Source organism: Pseudobacteriovorax antillogorgiicola (assembly GCF_900177345.1).
GTDB classification, from domain to species: domain Bacteria; phylum Bdellovibrionota_B; class Oligoflexia; order Oligoflexales; family Oligoflexaceae; genus Pseudobacteriovorax; species Pseudobacteriovorax antillogorgiicola.
On the sequence record NZ_FWZT01000017.1, the window covers coordinates 129,916 to 148,342 of the forward strand.

The window sequence follows — 18,427 nt, forward strand, 5'->3', positions numbered from 1 at the left end:
GCAATCTAAACAGAATTACATTTCTGCAGTTTCTGACGAGTCGTCACTTTCCGTCTCTTCAGTCTCTGTTTCGTCACTCCTATAATGACGAGAGCGCGTGCAAGGAATCACTTCACCTTCTCGCACATTTGATAAGTCAACCATCAATAATTCCGGACGCGATTGCTTTAAGTAAGCTACAGCATCTTCTGGAACCTCGAAAAAAGGGTGATCATTGTAGAGGTAGGACCGCATGAAATTCTTTGGCGCTTCCATCATTCCACAAAAAATAAAAGGGAAATCAAGGCGCTTGTTGAGTTGCAACAACTCTGTAAGAATCGTGGTGCAAACTTCCTTTTCGTCCTGGAAGTCAACAATGAGATATCTGATTTCGTGCGCAACTAACCAATTGTGGATGCCAACGGCAACCTCGGAACATGGGCGGCAATCTGGACCGGTTGAACAGATGTCGATTCCATTCAATACAACGGTGCCGTCGATAATCTCTGGTACGAAATCCATAGCAGGCTCCCTGATGACTTTATAATCCAAATATCAAAACTTTCTTAAATAGCCTTTTTTTTGAATTATAGCAAGTTTTAGTTTATGGAGACTCTGCTCTAGCGAAAAAGTTGATGATTATCAATCCATTGCCCTAGATACTGCCGTTTGATCTCAGAAAGTCTTGGGGATTTGAGCTGCTGGCGAATAACCTCAACCTCTTGAATCAAATACCGTCTGGCATCTTCCACGGTCCGGCACTGAAAGGGAGGCCGATTCATTTCAAGGGGCACATGCCGATCCCCAAGCAGCTTGAGCAGCCTTGTATCTGCTTTTTCATCGCAAACACCAGCTTCCAAAAGGTTTTGCCTGTCAAGTTCCGTCGATAGTAAGATTCGAATCTGCCACAAACCTCCCTGCGTATCCTCGGGATTGGGGCCAAGGTGTGAAGATACTTGAAGAAACCAATTAGTCCCCGAGGCATCGGTCAGACTGTGATAATTATTGTTTTTAAGCCATGAATTAAACTGGTATGCTGCACCGACTTGATTCGTGGTAACTTTACTTACGGTTCCAGAGTTCTCGGCAAACATATAGGTCACCTTTTATGGCATATCGTTACCTTTCTATCTTATCGCGAAAGCTCGTACTAGCACTGGTCATAAGCTGCAGCCTTGGTTCCTGTGCCTACCGATTTACCAATGTGGTGATGACGGTGCCCGAGGGCGTGCAGAGCATTGCAGTTGAAGGGATCTACGACACTAGCCGCGAAGTCATACCTCATGAAATCCTATGGACTTCACTGATGGAAGAATTTGCTAGGAATGGTCGCTTGGTGCTGACCTCAAAAGAAGAAGCCGATGCTTTGATGACGGTGCAAATCAAAGATGCTCAGGTTTTTCCATCTGGAGCACCTAGCTCTGAGGCCATTACCAAAGACCCTATTGTTAGCGATACTGATAAGGGCAACCCTTTTGCCTTCAAGAACTTGCGCCGAGCAGGTAACTGGACCACGACAGAAACGGTCACATATACGATTGAAGTTGAAGTCCATAATCTCCGCACCCGCGAGACTATTTTCAGCCGCAATTATAGTACTAGCGGTAGCTTCCGTAGCATTCGAGCGTCATCTGTAGCTCAGACACGGTCCGGCTATCTTCTTTATGAAGAAGCATTGCAGGCTCGAATGAAAAGCATGTCGGAAGGGATTGCACGAAAGGTCGTCACCGACTTCCTCCTTTAACGGTGCTACCTGATTCGCTCACCTATTCCGAATCGTAGCCCTACGCTGTCGGTACAGTCATCGGGAGATTGGTCCTTGACTTGATCTCCTTTAGAGCTTGGATAAACTGGTCTCTTAGGTCCGCTTCACTTACTTTAGCTAACTCTCCGTCCACCAAAACCCACTGACCATCAACCATCACATGGCGAACCTGCTTGGCTCCCATGGTATAGAAGAAGTTCACCATAGGGTCTGACTGTGGCTCGACGCCTAAACCAGTTTTCATAAAGACAATGTCAGCTTTCTTGTTCGGTTTGATTGCCCCAACCCATGGAGACCCCAAGGCTTCAGCACCATTTTTCGTGATCGTATCGAGTAAAAAGTGAGGCGAACTCTTGCTATGATCCAAACCCTGCATTCGCAGCATCAGACCGAATACCTTCGCCTCGTTTAGAATATCACTCCCATCATTGGAAGCTGCACAATCTGTACCCAGCGCGATCGGAATACCAGCCTCAACAAACTGCCTCCCCAGAGGTGCGTGTTCGTACAGGATTTCTGAAACAGGACACAATCCAGCAGTCGCCCCCGAGTCTGCGAGAAGCTTGATATCCTGTTCATCCGCACTGAGTAAGTGCACTAGAAGTGTCTTAGGTCTTAAAACTCCACACTCTTTAGCAAATGCTACCGGACTCATACGTTCACGGGTCAATACCCTGTCTCGCTCTCCTGATGTTTGGGATAGATGCATGTGAAATGGTAGCTGATTTTGCACTGCGAAGTCATTCAACTCATTCATGAACTCGCGGGACACTGTATCGGCTGCATGAGCATAGACTACCGGCGTGATCGTCGGGAAGTCCCAGTCCTCAATCCACGCCTTAGTCTTTTTCCAAAGTTCACGCCCCGCAGGCAGTGGCCCACCAAGGTCGGCGTGATGCTCAGCAACAGCACCGCGAACACCCAACCGATCGATCGCCTGACAGGTTCCCCTGGCAAAAAAGTATGCATCCCCAAAAAATGTGACTCCCGACTTCAAGCCATCCACCAGATAGGAGTAGGCTAGGGGTTCGATAAGATCAGCGGTCAACTCCTTTTCTGAAGGAAAAAAGAAGTCCTCGATCATACTATTGCCAGGTGTAGTTGGCAGCACGCGATCGTGACCAAGATCTCGAAAAAATGACATGGAAGCATGGGTATGGGCATTCACCAAACCAGGGCAAGCAAGATAGCCCTTCATAGACACCTTGGGACTGGAAGGGTTGCGAGATTCTACCTCGGCCAGGGTCCCCACATCGATAATATCGGACCCCTTGATATAAATAGCACCGTCAAGTAGAGGCTTTTCAGAATGACCAGGGATGATCAGTAAATCATGGAAAATCGCACCCTCTGGGCCAATAGGAGATAGCTGCTTCATTAAAACCTCTCGACAATTTGATAAACCCGACTAGACTAGAGTCGACGACTCAAGTTCACTCGTTGACTAAGAGTCATGTTCAAGTTACCTCAGATTATCAAAGCAACATATAGGAGACTACAATGGCTTTTACTCTTCCAGAGCTACCATATCCAAAAGACGCCCTAAGCCCACACATTTCGGCGGAAACACTAGACTTTCATCATGGCAAGCACCACAACGCCTATGTAACAAAGCTCAATGGTCTCGTAGACGGAACTCCCAACGCTGAAAAATCTCTCGAAGATATCATCAAGTCCTCTGAGGGCGGATTGTTTAACAACGCAGCTCAGGTGTGGAACCACACATTTTACTGGAACTGCCTATCACCAAACGGCGGCGGTGAGCCTTCAGGAGCTGTTGCTGACGCTATCAATAAGAACTTCGGGTCTTTCGCTGAGTTCAAAGAGAAGTTTACCAATGCAGCACTTACTCAGTTTGGCTCAGGATGGGCTTGGCTTGTAAAAAAATCTGACGGTGGCCTCGATATCATGCAAACAGCTAATGCCGGCTGCCCGATCACTGAGAACGTCACGCCACTTCTGACTTGCGACGTCTGGGAACACGCATACTACGTTGACTACCGCAACGCACGACCAAAGTATGTCGATGCTTTCTGGAGCCTAGTCAACTGGGATTTTGTTGCGTCTCAGATGAGCTAAGGTAAGAGCAAGAGGACACTACTCGTCCTCTTGCAAAAACGTCAGACTTTTCCACCGATTTCGCAAAGTCTTCAATTCCTGCAATTCTTCCTCACTTCCATCCTTCGGAAAATCTTCAATTTGCTGGCCAATCTTGAATGTTTTGACATAGAAGATTGCAACTAGCAGCACAAGAGCAACTGTTAGAAAATAAAGTTCAAAGAATACGGGAACAATTGGGATACAGTGAAATAATATCCGAATAGGCAGCATGATCTGGCCCTAAAGTGAGTACCGATACCATTAACAATTATCTGCTTAGCCTTTCTTACGCAACGATTTTAACCGTAGGGGTGCTGGGCATTCCGCCTTGCCGCGATTGAGCGAGATCCAAAAATCCCAGAAATGATCCCCTTTAGGCAAACGAGAGGTTTCAAAAAACACTCCGATGCGGTAGGCAAGATCTTCGGATATTTTGTCATCAAAGGAACGATTCACTACATTCATATCAGTGATGAGCTGGGGATAGAAATTCATTTCAGCTAGACGGCGATCAATTTGAAAGTCCATTCCGATCGATCTGCCGTAGGCATTCCCCACAAGGGTAAAGGCACAGCGCTTCCGACCACAGTAGGCCTTCCAGTCTTTATGGTAGACCTCCTTAGCTATAAAGCGCGGCATACGGCTTCGATCAAAGTCCCAGCTTACATCCTTGGGAGACTTCCAAGTGTAGAAGATTCCACTCCCGGGATTTAGGTAGGAGTCGGCCTCCACAGGGCTGTGCAAGCTCATAGGCATATACAAACTATCTTCGTAAAACTGAACTTCCGGTGTGAGCGCCAACTCAATCTTAAAAAAGAGGATCTTCAAATAGAAACGTAGCAAGCCAAGCAGACCCACGCTACCTGGAAGCTGATGGCTTAGATTGGCGCGAATATCCCCAGCATCGAAATCCATCGTAAAGAAGTTTTTTACATCCGCCCTAATCAGTTGCTCTGCGTCCAGGGCAATTGGTAGATGCTTGTTTCCAAACTCTAGTTTAATGGCATCAAAGCTCAGATGATTATACTCATCATGGATATAATGATACCCAGGAGCATGTACCTCGCGCAGCTTTTCGTCATAGGTAATATCAGATGGAATCGCCAAAGCTTCCTCCTCACAAAAAAACAGATAAGCATGGCGTCCGCTAGACGATATCTGAGACCCTAAATGGCTCGTTTTGCAGGGTAGGACACCTTTTTGATCCCATAGATCTCCAAAATGATTGGGGTGTAGGGCGATGCGATCAAACGGCCTCAAATTCTTCTCACCAGAGTTTTCTTGGATATTAAAATCTAAGGCTCCCTCGCGATTACCTTTGTTGATTTGTATGGGAATACTTTGCCACGATTGTTGATTTCGTTTGAACAAGGCAACCTGATTTCTTGGATAAGAGTATTTTTTTAAAAAGGGAACCTTATAAGCAAAAAAGAAAGCTGGGCAGGCCGATGCTACGGAGCTTATGCAGCAAGTGGCTAGAAAAAGTCGCTTAAGATGCTTGATCATCAGGTGAACCGCTCTTTTGCCATGCTTGCCCCGCGAGCCCGAATTTACAGAGTTGTTCAACAACGAACATGGTTTGCTCAGTGGTTACATGACGAAACCGAACCCCGTGGAGATAGCCTTTATTGTCCTGAAACCCCCAGCGGACCTCAATGGAAATGGTTCCTAAGCCTTGGGCTTCAAGTTTCTTTTTCAGCCTACCATCAGACGAATCAAGATTCAAAGTCAGAACTGCCCCTTTAACCAATAGACTTGGTAGTTTGATGCTTAATCCAGTACTGGAGAAGTTCACAAGCTCACCGGTTCCCATGTTCGTCGTCACAATCAAATTATCAGGCAGGTCCACGCGCCAGCGCTTTTCAGCGCGGGCCTGATGGGTCGACGATCGATAGGCATTGTTTGCTGCAACCCTCATCTCCAACTCATCCCAATAGGGATCATATTCCCAAGACTCTACCATTTCATGGTGGTGTTTAATCTCAATCAAACGTTTCTTAAGCCCATCCTGATAAATCCCCAAGGGCTCAACTAATTCGCGAGTGGTGCCCCCCATCAAAACCGAGTGAGGCTCACAAGCTCCTTCAAGCCGCTTCGCAAAGTTCACCCCATTACCAACCACTGTGAAATCAATACGATTTTCGGTTCCTAAGTTGCCCAGATACACAGAAGACGTATTGATACCAATGCGAAGCGGGTGAACAGGTTCCTTTTTCTCCGCTGCTGCGAGCATCTTGGGAACGTTTTCCTTTTGAATTTTGATGGCGCACTCCAAAGCTTTTTCGGCATGATCGAAAGTCGTTTCATCCCTTTCTAGGGAGTAACCAAAAAAGCAGAGAAGTCCATCGCCTAAGTTTTTATTTACAATCCCGCCGTACTCGTGAACGATCCGTGATATTTCAGACAAGGTTTGTTTTAGGGAGTCGAACGCAATTCGAGGCAGTTGATTCTCCGCAAGAAGGGAGAAGCCCACCACATCAATAAACATCACCGTAACAACTCGCTCCCTTGCTTCAAAGTTAACACGATTTGGTTCTCGGGCAAGAGTCTCCAATTCTCTGGGCCGAATACTACCCTCAAGCGCATTGCGAATGTATTGAGACTTTTTCTCAGCAACTCGCGATTTCTCGACAAAAATGGTGATCAGAGGGCCTATGAAGCTGATCGCTGGAAACACCAAAGGCACCAATAGCCCCTTGAAAGCAAATAGATACATGGCAATGCTAACCCAAGCACTCAAGCCAACAACGATCGATAGAGCAAAGCCAATCGAATTCACTTTCACCGCTAGAGCTGCACCAAGGCAAGCAGCAATAACGATAAATGTCCTCTTGTAGTTGATTGGCACCAGCCAATCTTGATTCAAAATGCTATTAAGAACCGACAAGTGAGTATAGCCCGCAGGCATTGGCCCAAACGGAGTTTGTTTGAAGTCGGTATTACCGGTATAGAATGCAGGAATGATATAAACATAATCACCCTCGTTAACCAGGTTGAGATACTTTTCCTTGTAGCGATCCTCCATAAGAAATCGAAGCGCCGTTGTCTTACCTAAGTAGTAACGAAAGGAATTGAAGTTAATAGGGGCTGTTCCATCTTCATAGGTTGATATCTTTGCCTTGCGCAAGTAAAGCTTGCCCTTATAGAACTTCGGCTCATCGTCGGCAAAGATCATAAAGTGAGGAATTGCGGTGGTATCGTCGATTCTTAAAAATGGGATGAAGCGGCTATTTCCGGAGTAAAGTATCTGACCCACGTGCTTAAAATATGGCCGTAACACTGGGTCCGGCCCGTAGATGTGCCCTCCACGCGCTGGATAGAGGTTCAGGCTCCTAGCGACCTTTTCAGGATCGCTATATAGATTTTCCGGCAAGTGAATATAGTTTTTTAGCTCGTAAGCAGGGTTATCCAGTGAGATTTTTTGTCGAAACGGCACTACTTTTGGTGCAGCGAACGCTCCTACTATGACCCGAGACTCGATCGCTGACATGGCCTCAATGGCCTGTTGGGATTCTGCGACACGATCGCTAGGAATATTGGCTATCGAAAACATGGCATCGATAATGATGGCCTTCGGTTTTCTTCGATCGATATCTAAGAGGAGCTGCGACCATTGCTCCATGGTCAGATTCGGGCTCTTCAGCCAAGAGACGGTGCTATCGTCAACCCCAAAAACCTTGATTTTCTTATGTAATTCTGGCCCTTTGCTTAACTCATGGCGAAGCCTAAAATAGCTAGGCAGGCTAATTTTGTTATCCACGTCGCTTGCGATCTGCGTATCCTGAAATGCAAATAGCAACCCGACCCAGATCAATACGCTGGTCAAAGCCCAAGTGTGGCTTACATTCGGCTGTTGTAACCACTTGACTTTACTTAGCATTAGCACTCCATTCCTATTCATCAGGTTTATCGGAAGGATGGAGCAATACCTGAGTTTTTTAAGGAAAATAAGTGCTTAAACAGTGTTACTATTGTACAAGTGAGAGGCTAAATGTTTCAGCGGAGGACACCTTTGACTCATCGAATTCTCTTGAGCATCGCGCTTTTGCTCCCTATGATCCTGGAAGCAAAGACCCTCAACATCGCGATGAAGCAGCACATGCAATCGTTCTATCCCATTCAGCAGAGCCCTGGGGATAGTAACTTCATAAGAAATCTGGTTGTTCCTCCCATCATTGCGATCAATCAAAACCAGCAATGGACCTGCATTATATGCTCTCATTTGCCAAAACTATCAAATCAGGGCGTGGAGGTTTTTGAAGAACCTGATGAAAATGGCTTTATCATGGTCAGCCACTGGCAGATTTCAAGACGCTATCAGTGGGATGATGGCAAGCCACTTTCTGGATTCGATGTTAAGTTTACAATTGAGCACATGAAAAAACAGGGTCATCATTTTCCAGAGCTTAAGATCACTATAAATCACAAAAACCCTCGTAAGTTTTCCATGTGGATGAAAGAAGCTAGGCCAGATTTTTATCAGACTCTCGCGATTTCACTATTACCACACCAGAAAGCACAGCTCCTTAAGGCCATTTCACGCAACCCTAAACAAGCAAATCAACAGATCAGCCTTTCTCAAGGCCTTTCCTATGGCCCCTATCGTCTAGAACAAGATAGCAAGACGATGACCCTAAGGGAAAATCGATACTATCAGGGTCTCAAAAATGACTTTAAATCCATTCACATCACCTTCGTAAATTCTGCCAAGGACCTTTTTCGAGCCCTTAAATCAGGTGCCATCGATATGGTTGCTGATGGTGAATTGGACTATGATGATATCAAGCCATTGCTAAGTGATAACAAGATCAAGTCGCAATGGAAGCTAGCTCATTCACTCAGCCCAACAACTGATATCCTCTACTTCAACCTTAGAAACCCCTATCTTGCAGATCAGCAGGTACGCAACGCCATTTTCCATAGCATCGATAGGGAAAGCCTACTCTCGGATATTTTCGACAACTACGGCTCAGTCGCACCTATCCCACCTTTTTTAGGCAGTGCTTATCCAAGCCGTGCATCAGACTACCAATTGCTCAAGGCTCGTCGTATCTTAAGCTCCTCAGGCTGGCAACTCATTGATGGGGAACGGATTAAGAATGGCGCTCGTTTGAAGCTGGATCTCGTCTATCATCGCACTACCTTGAAGCATAAAATCGCGAGCCGGATTCGTTCCAACCTAGCTGCCTCAGGCATCATTGTGCAACTCCGGCCTATGAAGTCCGTCGAAGCAGTTCTCGAACAGGTGCGCAAAGGACTTTACAAAGATATGGCTTTGCTATCGCTCAAAGTCTTTCCAGATATGCCACTCAAATCACTATTCCACTCAGAGTACATCCCCAACTCAGAAAACGACTACTACGGATGGAACCTTGGATTTTGGAACAATAAAAGAACGGATCGAGTTCTTGACGAGATTAGCCAGGCGTTTGACGAAGGGGAGCGACGCAAGTTGATGCAGCGCTTTTCACAGATTTATCAGGAAGACTTACCTGCAGTCCCACTGTTGATAAGGCCACATTTCGGGATTTTGAACACGAATCTAGTGAATGTTCATTTCCCTGGTCACGGCTATCATAGTAGCTTGTTTTCATCTGGCTGGAGCACCTTGGAAGATGATGATAAGGGAATTTTCTAGCGAGTTTGATCAACTTGCTTTAAATGTAACCTTGATGATCACCCCCGTTTCTTTAGCCGAATAGCTTTCATACTCCCGATTACCTAACTTCTGAGTATTGTCGATAATGGAACTTTGCTCGCGATCGGTAATATGATAGCTCAACTCCATTGCAAAGCGATTCTTAGTATACATTCCTCCAATATGAAATTGAAGGTATCGAAAGGAAGGCACGTTTTCTCTATCGTCACCTGGTAAGCCGTCCTCATTGAAATGAAACACTGATTCCTGTTGAGCTAAACTTGCTAAAATCGAGAGCTGAGGCTTAACTCGATGAATGACTCCCAGTCGAAAATTTTGAATCTTTGCCAAATATTGATCTAGATCTATACCGTTGAGTGAAATATTTCGCATATCAACGGGGCTGGTTGATAATTCAAGGCGATCGTCTTTCCGATAGAACCACCTCGTCGCACCAAGCCCCAGGCTTGTTTTATCGGAAAGCTTGTATTTAAAATCCAAACCTCCTGTACCCGACTCAGCCACAATCTTGTTTTCCCCATCAATCAAGGCCTTACCCCTTGTTGGGGGAGCGGTGTAAAGACCCAAACCCATCTTCTGATTGCTGTAATAGATTCCGAGCCGATAGCCAGAAAGAAAGGCCTTGTAGTTGGTTCTGTCGTCATCATTCACAAAAAAAGAACCGTTCAGGTGATGAGCAGCTTGTTTGTACTGATAGTGAAAGCCAAAATTTAGACTAGGCGTCATACTTATAATAAACTTCATAGCATAAATATCATCACGTCTTGTTTCAGTGATCACTCTCGATATCAGATCATTGTCAGCATCCAGATCCTGGTTAGCACGTATGTAGGACACTCCAAATGAACCACCTCCGAAAGGCCACATGGCACCAGCGGCTAGAATATCGTCTTTCAAGCTATAGGATATGTTTTGTCGATTGTTATTCGGAGATGCAACAACAGAGCTTGTTTTAGTATCTTTCAAGGCGATGAATGAATAGTATTTTTTATTGGGGTCAAGTAGCGCTGGATTATAGATAAACTGATGGTTGCTATCCGCGTCGACGGCCGTCATGATCTTGTATTCGAGGGGATCTCCTATTGCCTCGATGCTGCAAAGCATAGCCCCAAGGCCGAAGGCTAATCTAAATTTCATGAAAAAAGCCCTCACTGGCTTATCAAATCAAGACTTTAGCTGGGTTAAGGCTGGAATACTTTCCAAATAACTGCGATATTGGAGGTAGCTAGAACCCAGAGTTAATTCTAACACGCTACCACCAAGATGAGTGGGTTTTAACGTAATTCCCGAAGAATCTTCCAAACCAGTCGTAGTATTAACGTTGACAGCACGAAGGTCATCGTCCGTGACCCCTACGGCACGACCACCGTTAATGCCGCCGCCAAGCATTAGCGCTCCGCCAAAGGGCCAGTGATCACGACCATTGCGAGTGTTGACCTTCGGAGTACGCCCGAAATCTGAATAGACGACAATCAGGGTATTATCCAACTGACCTGCGCTACGTAGCTCGGTCATGAAAGTCGATAGCAGGTAATCAAAACGTTCCACAATCGGCTGCATCGATCGTTCCTGATTCGCATGGGTATCGAAACCGCCGATTCCTAAGTTTACACAGGATACCAGGTCGTTTTTCAACATCTTTAAGGCAAGGGCAAAGGGATCAGACTGCCCAGAGTTCAATGTCGTCGGAGCATCTACAGTAAATGGCGCTCGGTCTTCGTCCGTGAGAGCTAACTTGGCCCCCACATCGTTTTCAAACTGAACTCTCACTTTAGCCTGGGCATTAGACAGATCAGTGAGCCTATCGTTTTCACCCTGAACGGCCTGAGCTTTGGCTATGGAGTTATTCAGATGATCGAGCATAAGAAGCTTCTGGTTCAAGGTTTCATCGGTATCAGGGTACATAGAACGATAAAGCTCCAAATTCTGAGCCCGTACCACTGAAACAGGATTGAGAAGTCCACGGTCCGTAATAGGGTCTGAGCCTCCGTTTAACTGAATGATGGGAATCGTAGCATCACTTTCCGATGCAACAATCGCTGGAATTGATGCTGAATTTACGTTTCCTGCGTTGCTCAAGATACCTGTATCCATGTAGACGCTACCCGCCATGTGGGAGGTAGTACCCATATTCAAGCCACGAACCACAAGCATATCATCGCCCTGTTGCGATGCCAAACGGGTCAACCATCGACCGACGCGATCGGTGCCGTTCGATAATTGGGGTGCAAGTCCCCAATCGTAGGTCATGTCAATGCCAGAGGTGGACGCTGGCTTAGGATCTGTGATCTCAAGAATATCCCAACCACCCCTCATATTGATCCAGACAAGGCGTCTTTGAACAGGAAACGCGGATTGCGCCAAGGCACGCTGCCCAAAGAGACTCGCCATGCTCATGTACCCTGTAAGGCTAACTCCTGATTGAAGGAGCTGACGACGACTGACTTCTGCAGCGACTTTAGGGTGGTACATCTGCGCGAGAGATATATGCTTCTTCTTTTCATTTGACATCTTATTGCTCCAGCCAACATTGTACGTTATCTGCGAACTGCACCAACTCCGAGCTTGAGGGGTTGGGGGGCATAACCCCGGATCGCATCATACCAAGTGCTACACTACCTAGGGACTGCCACTGCGCTTCGGTCGTGAGATCTTGCCGCGAGCTTCCTGCACTGTGACAGTTCTCACAGTAGGTAGAACTTAGAGGTTGAATGTGTGTGGCGTAATCTATGGTTTCATTGCATTCGACAGTTACCGTCGGGATTTCTCCTAATGGCGGATCAGCTAAGGGGTCGGTAACGATCGCATCACTGCGGGTGCCTTCGATGAAGGCTGGATGGGTAGCGATGGCATAAACTAGCTCGCGGAAGCTATAGTCCGTGGTTTGAAAGTAGTTTGCCAATGCGTCTCGTAGAGCTTCTTCCTCATTGTAGAAGCCTCGCCCCATAAACCATTCCCAAACGTTCTGCACAGTGCATTTCCCAAAACCCGGGAGGTTTTGAATACAGCCCGCAAGCTCCTGAACGGTAGACCCTTGGCAGGTTCCGAAAAAGGTATCAACCTGCGTTGCCTGACCCTCATAGATTTCAGCTCCTTCGCCCCAAGCCAAAAAAAAGTCAGCCATCGGATCTAAAACCGAATGACAATCGGAGCACCCTGGAGCCTCTCTTAAGTTTCCTGGATCTTGCGGAAATACAGCAGGTAAGTCTGCTGTAAAGTTGCGACAAAGCAAACGCTTATACAACTCGTTGGCTCGGGTTCGGTGTTTGTCGTATCGCCTTAGCCAACCAAAAGAGGATATCACACCACCCCGAGCGTAGTTATCACCTCCAGCCTTGATCAGCTTGAATCTGGTGTCTGTAAGCGGTACTTCAGGGATGAGGTCTAAGACTTGGGGATTCAGGTTGAGCTGGTCAATCTTAAAGTGATGATCCTGCAAGTAAAAGTGAGCTATGGCTCCATCCACAGCTGTTAGACCAGGCTCAAGAATTTTAGTGTAAGGATAGTTTTCGACTGCTACGGCTGTAGCAATCCCTGCTGCCTGCTTGCTGAGCGAATTGATCACAGCAAAGCGCGAATCGAATGTTTCAGTAGTACCAAGCTCAGAGTTCTTGGCTTCGTTTTCATCCCAATACTGGATAAAGCACTTGCTTAAATCATGACCGCAAGTATTCAGCACAGATGGACACACCCAAGCAGAAATACCAGGATACCAGAACACAGACGTGGCTGTTTCCCAGCTCGATGGGCAACCAGCACCTTGGCTTTCTTCTAATTGGCTTGTCCACGTACAGCGAAATCGGGCATTCTCGCCAGAACTTCGCCAGCAGGTGATGGATGCAAACTTATCCTGCTTTCCATCGATATCCTCGTTAAGGAGTTCTTCTAAGTACTCATCGGGCAAACCAACCCCGAAGATCCGTTGGTGATAGCGCAATACTGCATCGTAGAAACGATCGTCCAGAATCATCTGCCTAACGGCATCGCGATAAGCCGTATCACTGGCAGCATGGGCTGTAAACTCATCATCGGTTGGGATAGTCCCGTTCAACAAATACTGAGCCCGGCGAAGGGCTTGATTATAGTCTGCCTGTCCAAGGACTGGCAGCTCTAGTAAAACTATCAGGATATAAATGAAGGGTCGCATCGTCCTCTGTTCCCTTATAAATCATAAAAGTAGTGAATTAACATCCAGTATCAAAGTCGCACATACCGGAATATAGCTGTCTAAGCTGTAACTGCCGTCGTCTTCAGTGGCTGTTGCAATGATGGACTCAAGACTCGAAATGGTATCCGCCTCAATTGCAGATGACGGGACACCCATAAGTCTCTGAGCAAGAAAAAGTATATTGGTTCCCGTATCCGAAGGGTCCGCTGGCAAAATCGTATCCCAGCCAGGATGCTGATCTTCACTCGGAGCCACAAGGCCCGTGCAGACTTCTTCCGCAACCTTTAGTTTGGCCAGTAGGGACGTAGCATCGTAGGTGTTTTGGGGAGTGATGGTAAAATCCTGGTTCGCACCTCCAAGCAGAAGACGGTAGGACTCAACGCGCCCAATTTCGCGAGCGACGGTAGATCCTTGATCACGATACTCTAAGAGAAGGTTGCGAACGACCACATCCGGATCGGGTCTGATGCCAGCTGGCGCGTAGCTGGTTGAGATGCCATGAACTTCAGCCAAAGCCGCGTCGTCGACCCCGCCAGCACGAAGCCCAAGAGATTCACCTACAACACCGGACGTTGTCGACTCCGTTCCCCCTGGGGTCCGCTTTCGAAAAAAGTAACACCCTGTGATGCTTTCAAATAGCAAGAGACTCACTAAGATTCTTGCCAAAGGTAAGACTTTTCTCATATCACCTTCGCCTCCTCACTTGAAAGTTCGGAGTCTCGTAAGTTTTCTTGAGGCATCGGCGAGCGGGGCGATAAATTACTAAATTGAATAGGTTTCTCTAAGGATATTTAAAAAGATATTGCCGCCCCCGCAGCAGCACCTGCAGCATTCATCGTGTAATTTGCGTTGAATTCATCGATACTTTGCCCATCACTGCCATAGCCGAATAGGATTCCTCCGTAGACATCAAATCCCAAAACTTGCCGTTTAAGATTGATATGAAGGCCGGTCTGGGGAATAGTTTTCAATGTCACATTACGACTATCTGCATACGAGAGGGTTTTATAGATTAGGGTATTTTCAACGTCAAAAAAGGGAGTTGGAACGGTTACCTGGAAGGTTAGTTTGATGTAATCCTCCTCTACCGATGCGCCGTCATCCGATTTATTACCCCCTTCACCAGCCTGGACTGCTGAGAACTCGCCGTAGACTCCGTACTTGCCAATCGACGTTCTGGTGAATATTGACAGCGTGGTGGGATCTTGGATTCGATCTTCTAGGTTGAGCGTCGAGGTATCAATATCGTTGGTCTTTTCTACTGATCTCGCTTTCTCGGCACCTTGTTGAAACGTAAATCCACCCTGGAAACTTCCGGTGCGCTTCACAAAACCAAAGTGGGGGTAGTTCATGGTCGCTCCAGAGTACTTTTCAGTAGTGATAAACTCTGAGCTTTCAGTTTTGGATTCAAAAGAACTCGTCAAACGATAGTTGACACCCCCAAACACTTCCAGGGAGTTTTGAGTAAAGAACGTCACTTCCAAGCGAGGTTTGGCATCGTAAAACAGTTCTTCTTTGATGGTGCGAGGCTCTTCAGCCCCTTCCACCTTCCGAAATGTACCTACTACCGATATGACAGCTCGAATCGCTAAGCGATCCGTGATTGGAGCATTGGTTACTACACGGCTATGGGCGATAAGGGAGCGGTCATAAGTAATCGATTCGGTTCCCACAGACTCAACACCACCATCCACCAGAAAAGTGCGAGCTTCGGCTGAAACGCTGAACTTGGAATCAAAGTCCATAGCGTCACGCCCCAAACTGTAGGGAAAAAGAACCTCAAAGTCATGCCCCCAGGCCGCTGACGACCACGCAATGAAGCACGCGCTAACGAAAACTTGCAGATGGTTCACAGTGATCTCGCTGTGCTGGTTTAAACCCGCTGACCCTTTGCCCCATCGGTAAGTTCCCCCAGAAAATCAACCGCCCTTTGAGACGCTTCAGATTTGGTGGGATGCTGGCAAGACCAAAGAATCCTAGATCGATTTTAGCAAACGGATTCCCAGTCGACACCCATCAATGATAAAGAAGTCGTTCCCCGGAAGGTATTTTTACTAGCGGAAACAATAAAGCGGGCTGTTTTGGTAAACTCTAATTCTTCGTGCACTTCGTTAAAAAACATAATCTTTTGCGAGCCAAAAGGGTGATGTATTGTCACCGCCGTGTGTTTAGGTTCACCAGTGATTTTGTCCCGATAAAAAACCACATTGCGAATATCAGCTTGGAGTGTGAACTTAGGCTCTTCGAAACCGTGACCAAAAGGTTTCATGTTGGAAAGCTCGTCGGCTAATTTCAGGTTAGCAAGATCAAGAGGTAGCTCGCAGTCATAATGAATTTTACTTTGCCAAATATCGGGCAAGCTTTCGTAGATATCCTCTGCATAGCGATTCAAAGCCATACGAATCTCAGGCTCCCGCTCTTCGGGGAAACTAAACCCTCCCGCTGCGGCGTGACCTCCAAACTTGGCAAATAGCTCTCCCACAGCCTGCATCGCAAGGGTCACATCAAAGCCGGGGATCGATCGTGCCGACCCTTTGCACATACCGTCTTTGCGGCCAAACATCCAAGTTGGTCGCCAGTATGCTTCTGCAATTTTACTGGCCGCAATCCCAACCACACCTGAGTGCCAGTCACCACCTAGAAATAAGACCCTGTCGTTGTCATATTTCTGAGCTTCGTGATGAGCCTCTTCAACGATTTTAGCCTGAATCAGCTTACGTTCCTCGTTACACTGCCCCATGTATTTGATGAGATCACCAGGATTTTCATCAATAAATGCCTGAATTACCAAGTCAGCATGCTTCAGCCGACCCACGGCATTGATACGAGGACCGATACGAAAACCAACGTCTTTTTCATCGATCTGATCACCGATGGAACAGGCCCGCAGAATTTCCTTGAGTACTGGACGCTGGCTTCGAAACAAAGCCTGAACCCCTAGATTGGCTAGCTTATGGTTGACTCCATTGAGGGGTACCACATCACAGATGGTGGCCATCCCAACCAAGGCTAGGATATCGTTCCAGACTAAGCTGCTGATTGGGAACTCTCGCCCTAACTGCCTCAGGAGAACGAAGGTGATGCCGCAGCCACAGAGCTCTTGGTAGGCCTCTTCAGGGTGAAGTTTAGGGTTCAAAATCACACAGTCGGGCATTTTATCCTGCTGGATTTTGTGGTGATCCGTGCAGATAAACTCCACACCCTGATTCCGGCAGTAAGCAGCTTCTACGTTAGCTGTGATCCCCGTATCCATTGTGATTATCAGTTCCGCTTTTTCCTCATGGATCAGATGCTTCACAGCATCCAGGTTGAGCCCGTAACCCTCCTCAAAGCGACAGGGTATATAGTGGAGCACGTTATCGTAGCCAATTGCCTTGAGGAACCATATCCAACTGACGCAACTCATGGTGCCATCAACATCGTAGTCTGCGTAGAGAGCGATCCTCTTATTCTCTTTGATAGCCCGGGTAATAGAGTCGAGAGCATCCTGAAGGCCGTGATCGCCGTAATTCAATTGTACGATCTCTTCGAACTTTCGATTGTCTTTTACGATATTTGCTAAGTGGGAAAATGACTCGGGGCAGTCTGTTGATCGGGGTTGCCAGAGTTGGAATTTTTTGCCCACTATTTCCTCCGTTTTGACTTACTGAATCAAGCTTCGATTTTGCTATTTCTTGCCATGGGACCCAAGCTCGTGAAAGGGCCTTAACTTAAAAAATGTCTCACTGACTGTCCACATATTATCCTCAGCATCTAAAGGAATAGCCAGCCTGGTCGATTAGTCATATGAAACAGCAAGAAAGGGAGCGACATGAGGTCCATTTTTCATCTCTTGCAGTACGCGACGCTGGCAATCCTGCTGGTGAACTGTGCCTTTGGTGGAGAAGAGCCTGAGGGCTTGCCTGGCGGGGGTAACCAGGGCAACATCAACGGCAACTTGGCTGAAGACGATTTGGCTGAGGATGATTTCGGTGACGATGACTTCGGCAATGAAAATGATAACTTTGGCAATGAAAATGATAATTTTGGCAATGGTGAAAATATCAACAATGCTCCCCTTGGAAACGATCAGTTCGCTGGTCAGGGATTCGATAACACTGGTGAGGGAGTTAACTCAGATTTCACGGGAGACGATTTCATCCAGCAACAGGTCAACAATCAGGGTTTTAACCAAGGTTTCAATCAAGCTGGCGGCAACGATATTTTTGGACAACAAAATGCGGCCAACTTCGGTGGCAATGCTCCTCTTGACTTTCAACAAAACCAAGGTCAATTTTTCAATCAAGGCCAGCAGTTTCAGAACCAAGGGATGCAGCAATTTCAGAATCAGGGAATGCAGCAAGACTTTTTCGATGACGGCGCGGCTATGAACAATGCCTTGGAGCAAGAGAACAATGACTTCTTTGGCAACAATCAGCAAACAAATATTGAACAGGCAGCAATGGATACAGGTATGAATGAGAGTATGGAAGTCGCGCCCGGTGGAGCGATGGATGGCTCTGGTGGCCGGGTTAAATATATCATGTCCGCAAGCAATTTGTACGACCAGCCCGATGGTAGCAGCGTAAGCCCACTAGAGAAAGGCGATCACCCTCTTGTTTTTGATAATGGCGAGTGGCACCGGACGTCTGACGGGTACTATGTGCCGAGTCGAGACTTGACAACCTCCCCTGTGGGACGAGAAAAACGGAAATCAATCTGGCTAAATTAGCTATTCCTCATCTTCGGTTTTATAATGGAATAATTGCCTGTATTT

At 46.9% G+C, this 18,427-nt stretch carries 15 protein-coding genes; 4 read left to right on the forward strand and 11 right to left on the reverse strand.

Annotation, left to right across the window (positions count from 1 at the left end; all coding sequences use genetic code 11):
• Positions 1–15 precede the first annotated feature (15 nt).
• Positions 16–501: a hypothetical protein gene (locus B9N89_RS20630; RefSeq protein WP_132321994.1), complete on the reverse strand. Its 486-nt coding sequence runs from the start codon at positions 499–501 to the stop codon at positions 16–18.
• A 98-nt stretch (positions 502–599) separates the two neighbouring features.
• On the reverse strand, positions 600–1,073 hold the full coding sequence (locus B9N89_RS20635; RefSeq protein WP_132321992.1) for a hypothetical protein: 474 nt from the start codon (positions 1,071–1,073) through the stop codon (positions 600–602).
• A gap of 14 nt (positions 1,074–1,087) precedes the next feature.
• On the opposite strand from B9N89_RS20635, the gene B9N89_RS20640 reads away from it, so the two are divergent.
• Positions 1,088–1,723, forward strand: a complete 636-nt coding sequence (locus tag B9N89_RS20640; protein ID WP_132321990.1) for an LPS assembly lipoprotein LptE — start codon at positions 1,088–1,090, stop codon at positions 1,721–1,723.
• Between the two features lie 40 nt (positions 1,724–1,763).
• Here B9N89_RS20640 and B9N89_RS20645 read toward each other — a convergent pair whose 3' ends face one another.
• Positions 1,764–3,122 (reverse strand): amidohydrolase family protein, encoded by a 1,359-nt coding sequence (locus B9N89_RS20645; protein WP_132321988.1) that lies wholly within the window; start codon positions 3,120–3,122, stop codon positions 1,764–1,766.
• Between the two features lie 122 nt (positions 3,123–3,244).
• Here B9N89_RS20645 and B9N89_RS20650 point away from each other — a divergent pair, with 122 nt between their 5' ends.
• Positions 3,245–3,823 (forward strand): superoxide dismutase, encoded by a 579-nt coding sequence (locus B9N89_RS20650; RefSeq protein ID WP_132321986.1) that lies wholly within the window; start codon positions 3,245–3,247, stop codon positions 3,821–3,823.
• 297 nt (positions 3,824–4,120) lie between these two features.
• Here the strand turns inward: B9N89_RS20650 and B9N89_RS20655 are convergent, their stop codons facing one another.
• Entirely contained in the window at positions 4,121–5,350 is a 1,230-nt protein-coding gene (locus B9N89_RS20655) for a hypothetical protein (protein ID WP_132321984.1), read from the reverse strand.
• On the reverse strand, positions 5,334–7,724 hold the full coding sequence (locus B9N89_RS20660; protein WP_159455525.1) for an adenylate/guanylate cyclase domain-containing protein: 2,391 nt from the start codon (positions 7,722–7,724) through the stop codon (positions 5,334–5,336). Before B9N89_RS20660 ends, B9N89_RS20655 begins: the two co-directional genes overlap by 17 nt.
• A gap of 132 nt (positions 7,725–7,856) precedes the next feature.
• On the opposite strand from B9N89_RS20660, the gene B9N89_RS20665 reads away from it, so the two are divergent.
• A complete protein-coding gene (locus B9N89_RS20665; RefSeq protein WP_159455526.1) occupies positions 7,857–9,482 on the forward strand; it encodes an ABC transporter substrate-binding protein in 1,626 nt (541 codons plus the stop codon).
• A 9-nt stretch (positions 9,483–9,491) separates the two neighbouring features.
• Here the strand turns inward: B9N89_RS20665 and B9N89_RS20670 are convergent, their stop codons facing one another.
• The 6 genes from B9N89_RS20670 to B9N89_RS20695 all read right to left on the reverse strand — a co-directional run bounded on the left by B9N89_RS20670 (position 9,492) and on the right by B9N89_RS20695 (position 17,296).
• Positions 9,492–10,640, reverse strand: a complete 1,149-nt coding sequence (locus B9N89_RS20670) for a hypothetical protein (protein WP_132321978.1) — start codon at positions 10,638–10,640, stop codon at positions 9,492–9,494.
• Between the two features lie 27 nt (positions 10,641–10,667).
• Positions 10,668–12,014, reverse strand: coding sequence for a DUF1501 domain-containing protein (locus B9N89_RS20675; protein ID WP_132321976.1), 1,347 nt, complete (start codon positions 12,012–12,014; stop codon positions 10,668–10,670).
• 1 nt (position 12,015) lies between these two features.
• Positions 12,016–13,650, reverse strand: a complete 1,635-nt coding sequence (locus B9N89_RS20680; RefSeq protein WP_132321974.1) for a DUF1585 domain-containing protein — start codon at positions 13,648–13,650, stop codon at positions 12,016–12,018.
• Positions 13,651–13,671: 21 nt separating this feature from the next.
• Positions 13,672–14,355, reverse strand: a complete 684-nt coding sequence (locus B9N89_RS20685; protein WP_132321972.1) for a hypothetical protein — start codon at positions 14,353–14,355, stop codon at positions 13,672–13,674.
• A gap of 107 nt (positions 14,356–14,462) precedes the next feature.
• Positions 14,463–15,524, reverse strand: coding sequence for a hypothetical protein (locus tag B9N89_RS20690; RefSeq protein ID WP_132321970.1), 1,062 nt, complete (start codon positions 15,522–15,524; stop codon positions 14,463–14,465).
• 134 nt (positions 15,525–15,658) lie between these two features.
• Complete coding sequence (locus tag B9N89_RS20695) at positions 15,659–17,296, reverse strand: single-stranded-DNA-specific exonuclease RecJ (RefSeq protein WP_132321968.1); 1,638 nt, start codon at positions 17,294–17,296, stop codon at positions 15,659–15,661.
• Positions 17,297–17,482: 186 nt separating this feature from the next.
• Between B9N89_RS20695 and B9N89_RS20700 the strand changes: the two genes are divergently transcribed.
• A complete protein-coding gene (locus tag B9N89_RS20700; RefSeq protein ID WP_132321966.1) occupies positions 17,483–18,382 on the forward strand; it encodes a hypothetical protein in 900 nt (299 codons plus the stop codon).
• The last annotated feature ends 45 nt before the right edge of the window (positions 18,383–18,427 follow it).